At 45.0% G+C, this 13,551-nt stretch carries 7 protein-coding genes; all 7 read left to right on the top strand.

Annotated elements, in window-relative coordinates; genetic code table 11:
* The first annotated feature begins 12 nt into the window (after nucleotides 1-12).
* The 7 genes from SPICA_RS11890 to SPICA_RS11860 all read left to right on the top strand — a co-directional run bounded on the left by SPICA_RS11890 (nucleotide 13) and on the right by SPICA_RS11860 (nucleotide 13,546).
* Nucleotides 13-498 carry a chemotaxis protein CheW gene (locus SPICA_RS11890; protein WP_013969734.1) on the top strand — a complete coding sequence of 162 codons (486 nt, stop codon included), beginning with the start codon at nucleotides 13-15 and terminating at the stop codon, nucleotides 496-498.
* A gap of 13 nt (nucleotides 499-511) precedes the next feature.
* Nucleotides 512-2,221, top strand: a complete 1,710-nt coding sequence (locus tag SPICA_RS11885) for a methyl-accepting chemotaxis protein (protein WP_013969733.1) — start codon at nucleotides 512-514, stop codon at nucleotides 2,219-2,221.
* Nucleotides 2,222-2,250: 29 nt separating this feature from the next.
* The gene (locus tag SPICA_RS11880) at nucleotides 2,251-3,075 is read left to right on the top strand and encodes a CheR family methyltransferase (RefSeq protein ID WP_013969732.1); all 825 of its coding nucleotides are present in this window, start codon (nucleotides 2,251-2,253) and stop codon (nucleotides 3,073-3,075) included.
* 1 nt (nucleotide 3,076) lies between these two features.
* Nucleotides 3,077-3,595 carry a chemotaxis protein CheD gene (locus SPICA_RS11875; protein WP_013969731.1) on the top strand — a complete coding sequence of 173 codons (519 nt, stop codon included), beginning with the start codon at nucleotides 3,077-3,079 and terminating at the stop codon, nucleotides 3,593-3,595.
* A 15-nt stretch (nucleotides 3,596-3,610) separates the two neighbouring features.
* Nucleotides 3,611-4,702, top strand: coding sequence for a protein-glutamate methylesterase/protein-glutamine glutaminase (locus tag SPICA_RS11870; protein WP_013969730.1), 1,092 nt, complete (start codon nucleotides 3,611-3,613; stop codon nucleotides 4,700-4,702).
* A gap of 147 nt (nucleotides 4,703-4,849) precedes the next feature.
* The gene (locus tag SPICA_RS11865; RefSeq protein WP_013969729.1) at nucleotides 4,850-7,825 is read left to right on the top strand and encodes a ligand-binding sensor domain-containing diguanylate cyclase; all 2,976 of its coding nucleotides are present in this window, start codon (nucleotides 4,850-4,852) and stop codon (nucleotides 7,823-7,825) included.
* A gap of 123 nt (nucleotides 7,826-7,948) precedes the next feature.
* Nucleotides 7,949-13,546, top strand: coding sequence for an MG2 domain-containing protein (locus SPICA_RS11860; RefSeq protein WP_013969728.1), 5,598 nt, complete (start codon nucleotides 7,949-7,951; stop codon nucleotides 13,544-13,546).
* Nucleotides 13,547-13,551: the final 5 nt, after the last annotated feature.

Genomic DNA, 13,551 nt, shown 5'->3' with positions numbered 1-13,551 from the left:
GAGGCATGCCCCATGGCAGGGACGACTAATAAATATCTGGTATTTACGATAGAGAAAGAATTCTATGCGATTCCGATTGTAAAGGTCCAGGAAGTAATCCGTTTTACCCCAATAACACCGCTCCATGAAACTTCCCGCTTCCTGAAAGGGGTGATAAATCTGCGAGGTCGTATTATTCCAATAATTGATATGAGGCTAAAGTTTAATCTTCAGGAGAAGCCTTATACGGACCGGACGGTGTTTATCATTGTAGAAATCTTAGGTCCCCGGGAAGTAAGCCACATCGGTATGGCGGTCGATGCAGTCCAGGATGTGGCTGATATTCAGGAAGAACAGATCAACAGGACCCCTGAAGTAGGTTTTAAATTTAAAAGCAAGTATCTGCTTGGAATTGTTCAGTTAACTGGCCGTATGGTCATGCTCTTGAACCTGGATGCTATTCTTTCTACAGAAGAAGTGGTGGAGATTCAGGAACATCTTGTAGAGGAAACGAAATAGAGGAGGCGAGGGTATGTTTAATAACTTAAGTTTACGGATAAAAATTATATCAGGTTTTATGACTGCGGTTCTTATTTCTATAGTCATAGGATCCGTCGGCTGGTATGGATTATCTATTCTGTCAGAAAATATAATAATGCTTGGAAAAGGATCGATACCATCAATTGTTTACCTAGAGACTATCTTAGTACGCATGGAACGAATTAAATCGGCAATCAGAACAATAGGTTCTCCTTATCTATCCAAAGAAGATCTGCAGCGTCAGTTTGATAATATTGAAAAAGCCCGGACCGAATACACCGTGGCTCTGGATGCCTATGACAAAAGTAAGCGTACTCCTGATGAAGAAAAGCTCTATCAGGATTTTAGGCAAAAAATGGATAGGTCTAAAAATGAAAATAATAAAATTATTGAGGAAGCAAAACGGCTCCTCACGCTCTCTGAAAGCCAGGAGCGAACTCGCCTGATAGAAACAATTAATAGTCAGGCTCTCGCGGGCGCCAACCGGGAAGCCTTTGATATTATGATCGAAACCCAGACAAAACTACTTGAATATGTCAAGCGTTACTATGGGGAAGAACGGGTCGACGACACTATAAAAACCTCGAATATGATGATTGTGGTTATTCAGATTACCCTTGTGCTTGGTGTGGTGCTTGCCATTGTGTTGGCCCTTCTTATAACTAACTCCATCATGAAACCCATGAATAAGGCCACGGGGGACCTAAATTTGTCGGGGAATAACCTGGAGGGTGCGGCGAACCAGATTGCTTCGGCCAGCCAGGAGCTCTCGAGCGGGGCAAGTGAACTGGCAAGCTCGGTGGAAGAAATCACGAGCAGTATGGAAGAGCTCCAGTCGATCATCGAAAGTAACACGAAGAGTGTGAATGAGGCGGAGCTCCTCATGAAGGAGACCGCTAGTGCGGCGGCTACCTCCAGTACCCGTACGGACGAATTACTGGTTATGATGCAGGAGATTAACGAAAACAGTCGGAAAGTCGTCAAGGTGAACAAGGTGATCGATGATATCGCCTTCCAAACTTCGATTTTGGCGCTGAATGCGGCGGTCGAGGCGGCCCGGGCGGGTGAAGCGGGCCGGGGGTTTGCAGTAGTTGCGGACCAGGTGAAGGCTTTGGCGCAGAAGAGTGCTGAAGCGAGCAGTGAAACCAGTGAACTTATCGAGACAGTGGTGAACAACATCGAGAAGGGGACCGAGCGAACCCAGGAAGTGACCGCTGGCGTGAAGAAGGTGAGTGAGGCGGCGAATAAGGTCAATATTCTCTTGGATGAGATAAACCGGGCCTTTAAGGAACAGAGTAAAGGAGCGAACCAGGTTACGAAGGCGATAAGCCAGGTGAATACGGTGGTACAGCAGACCGCAGCATCCAGTGAAGAGACCGCTTCTGCGGGTGAAGAGATGCTGGCCCAGGTGGAACAGCTGCGGGAGATTGTGACGGTTCTGAACCGGATCACCCAGGGTGCGAAGGCTGTGGAAGGGCATACAGCTTCGACGGCCAGCGGGAAAGCCGTGCTGTCCAGCTCTGGGAAAAAGCAGCGAACCAGCGACAGTGGAGATCAATCCCTTAAACAAACCATCCATGAAGAGCTTGCCCAAGTCCACAGGGTGAATGCGGGACTTCCCGGCTCCAAGAGCGGCGCCGATGACCTGGAACGAATTAGTCCTGAAAAGGTGATCCCCATGGATGAATTTAAGGGATTTTAAGCAACACCAACGGGGAGATCTTGGATATCGTGGCTCAGGGGCCGGTATTATCTGAACCTCTTTTTAAAGAAATGAGGGATTATTTTTTTCTGGAGACTGGTATTACCCTCAATAAAAATAAAAAATACCTTGTGGAATACCGGCTCCAGAAATTTATCGGTCCAGATAAGGAGTTCTCCAGCTATTATGATTTTTTTCAGGCCCTGCAACAGGATCAAAGTGGTAAATTAAAAACCCTTTTTATCAACAGCCTCACCACTAATTATACCTTTTTTTTCAGAGAGCCTGTTCATTTTCGATTTTTAGCCTATTACCTGAAAACCTATGGAAAACAACAGAATTATATACGTCTCTGGAGCGCAGCCTGTTCGTCCGGAGAAGAGGCCTACAGTATGGCAATAACCTGTCTTGAGGAGGGTTTTAAAGGACCTGAACGGGATATTCGCATTTTAGCCAGTGACATTTCTCAGAAAGTGCTGTCGAGGGCACAAAGTGGGGTGTATCATTATTCAGGATTTCGGGGTGAATTGGACGATGCTTACTTACGCCGATATTTTACCTTTCATCCGCAGGAAAAGAGTTTTACTGTGAAAGATCAGGTCAAGTCGCTTATCACCTTTAGGGAATTTAATTTGATGGATCCTTTCCCTTTTACCAAACAGTTTGATGTAATATTTTTAAGAAATGTTCTTATATATTTCAGTGCTCCAGAAAAAGAACAGATATTACGTAAAATCTGGGAGGTATTAAAAGAGCCTGGATATCTTGTTTTAGGTCTTTCGGAAAGCCTGGTTGGGGTTCACCATGGTTTTACAACGTTGAATAATTCAATCTATCGAAAAGATAGGAACTAATATGATTGTATCTGTACCTGGTACAGAGCCTCTCGAGGAACTCTTTTTAAATCCTGGAGAGCTTGTATTCTCAAAAAAACCTGTGATACTAAAAACTGTGTTAGGCTCTTGTGTTGCGGTATGCCTCTACGATACGGTACATCGATGGGGAGCCATGTGCCACTATTTGCTTCCCATAGCTCCCTCTGAACTGCATCGGAGCACAAAATACGGAGATATTGCTATTAAGGTGCTATTCAATCGCTTTTTAGTAAGGCATGAATCAAAACGGGAAAACCTAGTAGCAACCATTATTGGCGGAGCTTTTATTGTGTTTGATGAACGGGAAATCTTTTTTATTGGAGACCGGAATATTGAGGTTGCTCAAAATTTAATTAAGAAAGAGGGTATTCGAATTCTTGCTATGCATACGGGCGGAGAATTTGGACGCCGTGTTCTTTTTAATACGGCAACCAACAAGATTTTGGTAACCAGTCTAGAACATATCACCTTAGAGGACCTCTACAACCCTAATATGTAATGAAGGAGCGGTTAAATGATTAAGGTTCTGGTAGTTGATGATTCTGCCATAGTTCGGGATGTGCTTTCTTCAGCAATAGAAAAGCAGTCTGATATGGAATTGGTTGGAACTGCTCCTGACCCTTTTGTAGCCCGCGATAAAATTGTTCGGCTTAAGCCCGATGTTATTACCTTGGATATCGAAATGCCCCGTATGGATGGTCTTTCGTTTCTTGAACGGCTTATGCACTATTTCCCTTTGCCAGTTATCATTGTGAGTTCCGTTACCACCCATGATCCCTATGCGGCAGTTAAAGCGCTGGAGCTTGGTGCCTTTGATGTGGTAAATAAGCCCGGAGGTAGTATCACCGTTGAGGAAGTAACTGATGAGGTGTTACGGAAAATCCGTGCAGCCTATGAAGTGCGGGATCAGTTTGTTGAGCGGGTTCTGCGGCATCCGGAAAGCTCGAGTGATATGGGTAAACGGAGCTCTTTAAGAAATACCAGTCTGATAAAGCATCAGTCCTCTCAGGGGACCCCCCTGCTGACCCAGATAAAGACCACCGACAAGCTTATTGCCATAGGTGCATCGACAGGGGGGACTGTAGCTCTGGAACAGATTTTCCGTTCCCTCCCAGCCCATCTCTATCCTATCGTAGTGGTTCAGCATATGCCTCAGGACTTTACCCGGCAGTTTGCACAACGGCTTCATGAATTAAGCCAATTGGAAGTAAAGGAAGGGGAACAGGAAGAAATGCTCCAGGCCGGGACTGTGTATATTGCCCCCGGGGGCAACCATATGGAGATAGTCCGTAAAGGGGCGTCGTTGTTTATCAACCTGAATCAGAAGGAACGGATTCATTTCCAGCGGCCTGCAGTGGATGTATTGTTCCGTTCGGTTGCCCGGGAAGTAGGAAAGAATGCTCTTGGCATCCTGCTTACTGGCATGGGCCGGGATGGCGCTGAAGGGCTTTTAGCCATGAAAAAAGCTGGAGCTCAAACAATAGCCCAGGATGAAGATAGCTCAATTGTTTGGGGAATGCCCCGCGCTGCGGTGGAACTAGGGGCTGCCACAAAAGTCCTACCCTTGAGTAAGGTCCCTCAATCGATTATTGAATTTTGTGTGTAATCTTTATGCCGACGCTATTCCCGTGCTGTACAGGTTAATGAAGCAGCAGCTCTTGGTCAAATACGAACTCCGAGAAACGGGAGGTTACTTATCTCTGTCAATCTTTTTTCATGGAACTTTTTATATCTATGTAATACAATCTAGGATATGAAAAAGAAACAATTTATAGAAATTTTACTTTTTTTGGTTACTATTTTGTCATATACGCTTGAGCGGCCTGTGTTTACCATCATAGGAACGAGGGATGGACTCCCCAATTCCGCTGTGTCTGCCATTGTTCAGGATTCCAAGGGGTTTATCTGGTTTGGAACTCAGGCCGGCCTGGTCCGATATGATGGATATTCCTTTAAGCTCTATGAAAATGAACCCTTCGAAGAGAATGTACTCAGTCATAACCAAGTTCAGACCCTCTTTCTAGATGGGGATATACTTTGGATTGGAACCTATGGTGGCCTTAACCGACTTGATTTAAAAACCAATCGATTATCAAGTTATGTAAAGGATACTGCCAGGCCTGAAAGCATTCAGGACAACCTTGTGGTTTCAATTGCCCGGGATGTTCAGGGCAAGCTTTGGGTGGGTACTGCTCAGGGGCTCGATCAGTTCGATGAACAAAGCGGTAGGTTTATCCATTATGGTCCAAAGGATGATGGCACTGGTATTCCCAGGATTATGATTCGTGACCTCCATTTAGACCGAAAGGGACGATTGTGGGTTGCAACCAGTGGTAAGGGGCTCTATCTTTATCAGGATACCACGGACAATTTCAATCATATTAAGGATGATAAAAATAATCCTGATGCTCTGCCTAGCCCCTATGTCATGTCAATCTCAGAGGATCCAGAGGGACAGCTCTGGTTTGCTACCTGGTATGGGGGCATTTCGGTGTTGACCGATCCGGCTGCATTTCGGTTTAAAACAATTCGATTCGAAGATGAACGGCTTTATTTTGTGAACGCCCAGGATCAGGACCTTGTATATGCCGGCACCTGGGGTGGCGGACTATTTGTTTACTCAAAATCCAGCGGAGCAATAGAATGTATCAAGTCCTCATATGGAACAGGTTCTATTCCGAATGATGTGGTGTACTCCAGCCTCATTGATTCCCAGAGAATCCTATGGATCGGTACCAATGGTGGTGGTATTGCCCGTTCGGAATCGAAAAAAAGGCGGTATCGGGCTTATACCGCCAACCCAGAGAACCCTGGTAGTTTAGCACCGGGAAAGGTAACCTCAATTTTAGAAGATCAGCAGGGGCTGCTTTGGGTTGGAATATATGGCAGTGGATTGCAGGTTTTGGATCGAACTACAGATGTTCTTAAACAGTATCGGCATCACAAGAATAAACAGGGTAGTCTCCCCAATGATATTGTCAATACCATCTATGAAGACAGCCGGGGCGTAATTTGGTTGGCTACTAATGAAGGACTTGCCCGTTATAATCGATCTACAGACAGTTTTATTACTTATCTTCCCGATCCTGCAAATCCTGATTCGATATCCGACTCGGTAATCTATGCGTTAAAGGAAGCTCCCGGTTATAAGCTCTGGATTGGAACCTATACCCATGGACTTGAGCTGATGGATATTGAAAGGGAAACCTTTACCCATTTTCCAGCGAACAGCGAAGATGATCGGTATCCGCAGGACAGTCTCGTGTATGCCCTTGAGTATGATGGAGTAGGCAATCTGTGGATTGGGTATAATAATGGCTTGGATCGGTATGAGCAGGGCCGGTTTATCCGATATCGGTATAATCGAACTAATAAGACTGGAATTTCTTCTAATACTATACGACATATTTATCGGGATTCCCTGGGTACCCTCTGGCTGGGGACCGTAGGAGGTGGACTCTCCCGTTATGTTGCGGACAAGGACCAGTTTATCCATCTTACTAAAAAAGAAGGGATTCCCCATAATACGGTCCGTTCAATCATCGAAGATGATGAGGGGAATTTATGGGTTGGAACTGCAATTGGTATTGGTTATATTGATAAGCAAGGTCTTGAGTTTAGAGGTTTTTCTCTATTTAACGATCTTAAGGACCGAGAATTTCACACAGGGGTTTGTAAAACCCGGGATGGAAGAATATTTTTTGGTGGTCAAAGTGCTCTATATGAGATTGATCCCAGATCGGCCGAAAAAGTAAAGCCACCACCAGAGCTTGTAATATCTGATATTACTATTAATAGCAAAAGTCTCTGGGACGATTTTTCTTTCTCAACACCACCCTATATCACATCTCTCGAACTTCCCTATGATAAAAACAATGTTAGTTTCTTCTTTTCCGCAAACGATTTACAGGAACCAAACAGGAATTTGTTCTCCTATAAGCTTGAAGGCTTTGATAAAAGCTGGTCGATTCCCTCTACTGACCATGTGGCGTACTATACAAACCTGCCAGGAGGAACATACCTATTAAAAGTCCGGGTTGCAAATAGTGAAGGGGTCTGGAACGATGATGCATTGAACTTTCCTATCAAAGTTGCATCGCCGCCATGGCTCAGTTTCTGGGCCTTTTTGTTCTATGGTTGTATTATTTTGACAATTGGGTATACCATTGCATTAATGCGAAGCAGAAAAAAGCTTGAAGAAGCGAACCGAAGACTTGACACTCTTACTATGAAAGATGGGCTTACCGGTATTTCGAATCGTCGTCATCTTGATGAACTCTTGCCTCGTATTGTGGCTGAGGCTAGCAGGGATAAATCGCCCTTATCGGTGTTTATGCTAGATATCGACTGTTTTAAAAATTATAACGACCATTATGGGCACCTTAAAGGAGATGAGGTTCTTAAAACTGTTGCAGCTCTTTTAGCCGATCGGGCAGGCAGAGCAACTGATCTGGTAGCTCGTTATGGTGGTGAAGAATTCATTGTTCTATTGCCTCATACAGACAAAGCGGGGGCAGAGATAATGGCCAAGGAAATCTTACAGAACATACGAGACTTACAAATTCCCCATGAGACATCCTTTGTACTGCCGGTACTCACCATCAGTATTGGTATGGTGACCCTTATCCCTGAACCTGGACAAGATCCGGCGAGCATTGTAGAAAAAGCCGACAAAGCACTCTATCAAGCCAAGGCGGAAGGGAGAAATTGTTATCGGATATTTATATAAGAATACATTTTTCTTATATTGATTTGAAATCAGTTTATATTCCGTGCTAAGATTGCTTCTAGGTCACTACACATACCTCAGAAGGTTTTTGTAGTAGTCTATAATAAACAAAAAGGAGCAACTATGCATCTGGTAATTATTGCCGTTCTTTCTTTTTTTTCATTGTTGAATGGCTGTTCGTCTAAACCAGTTTCACTTCCAGGACCAAACCCACGGTTCATCTCAGCCCTTTCGGGGCCAACGGTGGGCCGTTCAGATCCTATAAAAATAGTGTTTACGGTCCCCTTTGATACTGCTAAACCCATTTCGCATGATACTGTCATCATCGAACCTTTTATTGAGGGGGCCCTCTCATGGCAAGATGAGTATACGCTTCTATTTTCTCCAAAAAAAATATTACCCGGTGGTAAACGATTTACCCTGCGGGTCTATCCCGATAAACTTGCTGACAGATCCTCTTCTGTTACAAGTGTGCATAGTAGTTCCAGGGCTTTTCAATTTCAATTCGAGACCGATCTTCCCGCGTATCAGGTGCTGCTGAATCCTGTGAAATGTACCGGTGATGGATTGGTCTATATTTCAGGGACCATTATCACCGATCCCGGAGAAAATTTCCGTAAAGTGGAAGAAAGTCTCGGGTATTCCGGTCTTACTGGTATCCGCTGGGAACATAAGGATGGGGAACATCGCTTCAGCTTTCAGGGACTAAAGCGGTCTACCCAACTTTCCAAGGTAAGGCTTTCATGGAATGGTAAGTCTATAGGTGCCCCTGTTATGGGTAGTAAAACCATTGAAATTAGTTCGGCAGACCAATTCGAAGTGCTGGATATTCATCCAATCCAGGACACAAAAGCAGCTTTGGAGGTCGTATTTTCCCAGCCCCTTAAAAAAAACCAGGATTTACGTAGTTATATTACCCTGGTTTCCCATGAAAGGGAATCCAAAGTTCGTTATTCGATAGAAGGAAACATTGTTAGAGTTTATGGGACTGAGGAATTGTCTCCAGGTACGGAATTGAATATTAGGGATCTGACCGATGAAGCAGGCCGATCTATAGCACAACCTGTAGCTTATACTGTTCGAGAGAGCTGGGAACTACCAGCTGTTCGCTTTATTGACAAAGGAACAATTTTGCCTACTGATCAGGGCTCAACGGTTGTTGTAGAAACAAAAAATCTTGCAGGGCTCATTATCGAAGCCTATAAAATACACAATACAAATATGATTCAGTTTCTCCAAGTAAACCAGATGGATGGGGACCGAGAGTTATATAGGGTTGGCGAACCAGTCTGGACCAAGGCCCTCGATCTTAATTGGAAAAGTTCTGATAAAAATCTCTGGGTACGACATGGTTTGGATTTAAGTGAGCTTGCGAAAGCTTATCCTGGAGAAATGTTCCGTCTTCGTATAACCTTCAGAAAACAACATATCCGTTATGAGTGTTCTGCAGGGCATGGCGATTTCTCAAATTTAAAATTTCCCGAAGATAAGCTTCCAGATCTCACTAAGAGTGGAGATGAAGAATCGAGCTATTGGGATTACTGGAGTGGAGACTGGGAGGCACGAGAGGATTTGTATCGATACCGAAATGATCCCTGTCACCCAGGTTTTTATATGTCCTTTTATGACCATAATATCACTATTGGCCGAAATGTCTTGGTATCTAATGTAGGGCTTCTTGCAAAAAAAGCTGTGGATGGGAGCTGGCTCGTGTTTGCATCGGATCTGCGTACGACGAAGCCTCTCGGTAACACCACGATTAGACTTCTTAATTATCAGAATCGTGAACTAGCAAAGGGAGCTACCGGTACTGATGGAATGCTTATGTTGAAACCAGTAAATGACCCTGCCTTTTTAGTTGCAGAAGGAAGCGGTGGTAGAGGATATTTGAAGCTTGATTCCGGTAATTCCCTTGCGGTAAGCCACTTCGATATTGGAGGGGATTCTCCCGCCGCAGGCTTTAAGGGGTTCATTTATGGTGAACGGGGAGTTTGGCGGCCTGGGGATACCATGTATCTCACCTTCCTGCTTCATGATCCAAAAAAGATTTTGCCCGCAAATCATCCAGTGGTATTTGAGTTGGAGGATCCTCTTGGACGAGTTGTGGTTACCCAAACCTATACCAGTGGCGTGAATGGATTTTATCCTATTACGACGGCTACCACTGAGGATGCCCCAACCGGCACTTGGCTGAGCCGGGTTAAGGTCGGAGGCAGTACCTTTACGAAACCAATAAAAATCGAAATGGTAATGCCAAATCGGCTTAAAATGGTCCTTAACACCGGGACAGAAACAATTTTGGATACAAAGCCCACCAGGTATAGTCTAAGTGCTGCTTGGCTCCATGGGGCTCCGGCACCAAACCTGGAGGCAGATGTATCAGTTGTGTTTGCAGATACCGGAAAGACCTTTGCGACGTATACTGACTATATTTTTAGAGATCCAAGCCGCACCGTATCTTCAGAGCGGCAGATGTTATTTAAAGGTACACTGGATTCCAATGCTCGCACCGAATTTGCTGTTAATCTATCTCCGGGAGAATCGGTCCCTGGTCTCCTGCAGGCCCAATTTATGACCCGGGTTTTTGAACCTACAGGGGTCTTTTCTTCTGAACAGATTGCTATGGATTTTTCTCCCTATCCTCGTTATGTAGGTATTAAACTCCCCAAGGGAGATGCGGCTCGGGGGATGTTGCTCACGGATATTGAACATCCTGTTGATATTGTGCTTTTAGATAAGGATGGGAATCTAATAAAAGATAAGGTTACCCTCAGTTGTGCGGTCTATAAACTTCAATGGCGCTGGTGGTGGGAGAAAGGTGCTGATGAACCGGCAAGTTTCCAGGAATCACTGTCCAAGGTTCCCGTGGTTAAGGGAGATGTGACTATAAGTGGAGGAAAAGGCAATTGGAAGTTTATGGTAAAATACCCTGAGTGGGGACGTTATCTGGTTACTGTTCAGGATCCCCGAGGCGGTCATGGCACTGCTAAAATTGTTTATATCGATTGGCCTGGTTGGGCGGGAAGAGCCCAGGCTGATGGTCAGGGAGCGGCGGCTATGCTGACGCTTACCAGTGATAAAACTTCCTACAAAGTTGGAGAGAAGATACGGGTCAGTTTCCCCTCCAATGAAAGAGCTTCCGCTCTTATGGTTTTAGAGAAGGGTGGTCAGATTATTAAACAAGAACAGATTCGATGTGGAAAAGATACCACTGTGGTGGAACTAGATGCTGAATCTTTTATGGCTCCTAATATATATCTCCATATATCCTTGCTTCAGGAACATCTGCAAACAGTGAACGACCTCCCAATAAGGCTTTATGGTGTAATTCCTATTCTGGTTGATGACCCGGCTACTATTCTGAAACCTCTCATCAGTTCCGATGAATCTTGGAAGCCTATGGGCAAGGCTTCATTTACGGTCAGTGAAGCCTCAGGTCGGCCTATGACTTATACCGCGGTGGTGGTAGATGAAGGACTCCTTGGACTCACCCGGTATTCCATGCCCGATCCACGATCCACGTTCTATAAAAAAGAGGCCTCTTTGCTGAAATCCTGGGATCTCTATGATGCAGTTATTGGTGCTTATTCGGGCAGTCTCCAGACACTGCTCGCCATTGGTGGTGGTGATGATGGCTTCGGCGGAGGAAACCGGAAGGTACAGCGGTTTAAACCTGTGGTTAAATACTTTGGTCCGGTAACGTTGAAAGCTGGTGAAAGCCGTACCGAAACCTTTGATATTCCCCAATATGTGGGGGCCCTCAGAATTATGGTCGTGGCTGGAAATACTGGTGCCTATGGTGTTGTGGAGCGTTCCGTTCCCGTTAAGGGTGAACTCATGGTTCTGGGGACCTTACCCCGCTTCCTGTCTCCTCAGGATGAAATACGGATCCCCATTTCGGTATTCAACTATACTCCGGGAAAAATCCCTGTTAAGGTTCGTTGTTTGGTAAGTGGAAATGGAAGTCTTAAAGATCAGCCTACGGAACAACAAATATCTCTGGATGCTTCCAGTGACACGGTGGTGTATTTTCAGCTTACGGCAGGTTCTACAGAGGGACCACTTGTTTGTACCATTACTGCAGAGTCCCCGGGCTTACCTGTAGCAACCCATCAGGTTGATCTCATGGTTCGTTCAACTGCCATACCGATTACACAAACCTGGACCAAGATGCTCAAGGCTGGAGAATCTTGGAAAGAGTTTATAACACTACCTGGAATGTCCGGTACCAATACGGTGAATCTGGAACTTTCACGGCTTCCACCTATCAACCTGGAAAGTCGCTTAACGTTCCTCACCCAATATCCCCATGGCTGTATCGAACAGACTACCAGTTCAGTCTTTCCGCAGTTGTATTTAGATCGGGTTATAACCTTGGATGACACCCAGCGTTCGAAGGTACGGGCAAACATTATCGCGGGTATCGAACGGCTTAAGTCCTTTCTCACTCCAAGCGGTGGTTTTTCTTACTGGCCTGGGGAAGGGGAAGTTAATGAATGGGGAACCAATTATGCAGGGCACTTCCTTATCGAAGCTCGCCGTGCTGGATACCAGGTGCCTGAGTATCTTCTGCAACGGTGGACTGAATATCAGAGACAGAAGTCAATTGCCTGGTCTGCGGATAGTTTTAATGAAAAACTGGAGCAAGCCTATAGGCTCTATACCCTGGCATTAGTTGGTCAACCCGATATGGGATCTATGAATCGTCTCCGAGAAAGTTCATCCCTCAGTGATCCTATTGCCTGGCGCCTTGCTGCAGCCTACTGGTATGCAGGTCAACGTGATATTGCCCGTAATATGATTAAAAATCTTGGATTTAATATAATTAAATATCGAGATCTTTCTGGTAACTTTGGTTCAACGTTCCGGGATAAGGCTATGATACTCGAAAGCCTGGTTATAACCGAAGACTACAGCAGAGCCTCTTCTCTGCTAACTGAGATTGCTGAAACTCTGTCTTCAAAGGATTGGCTTTCTACCCAAGAAACGGCCTATGCCCTTATAGCAATTTTACCTCTTATGGGTAAAACGAGTAGTAATGAAGCCTTGTCCATAGAATGTTCTTTTCAAGGAATCAATAGAAGTAGAACCTTTAAGACGCCAATGGATACGATTTTCCTTGCTGAACATGCCACTGATTCTGGGAATCTTGAGGTTAAAAATACATCAAAGCAAAACCTGTATGTTAGGCTCGTGGCTCGGGGGCTTCCTGCTGAAGGTTTAGAGCCAGTGATTCGACAAGGGTTGTCCCTCTCGGTATCCTATACTACCCTTGATGGAAAGAGTATAGATCCCTCATTACTGGCACTGGGATCAGATATGGAAGTATCGGTGACTGTACGGAATACTACAAGTCGGGATCTTAAAGAACTTGCTCTGGTACATCCCTTGCCTGCAGCCTGGGAATTGATGAATTATCGATTAGCAAAGGTTGTGGATGAAAATGATAAATCCCTAGATACTCCGATTAAATATCAGGATATCCGGGATGATCGGGTTCTTTCATACCTGGATTTAAAAGCTGGTGAATCAAAAACGGTAAGCTTCAGGGTGAATCGTACCTATGGGGGCCTTTATTTTATTCCTGCTATTCAGACCTATGCCATGTATGATGAGAGCATCAGGGCCGTAGAGCCAGGCCGACGTATTGCTGACCAGCCCGCGGAGCAATTAGAAAAAACGAATCAGAAAGCCAAGGGGAAGAAGAATCTTATTCAATGAGCGGG

Origin of the sequence: Gracilinema caldarium DSM 7334 (assembly GCF_000219725.1) — a bacterium.
In the GTDB taxonomy this organism is placed as follows: domain Bacteria; phylum Spirochaetota; class Spirochaetia; order Treponematales; family Breznakiellaceae; genus Gracilinema; species Gracilinema caldarium.
The sequence above is the reverse complement of the archived record's forward strand: the minus strand, read 5'-3'. Positions and strand labels throughout refer to the sequence as shown.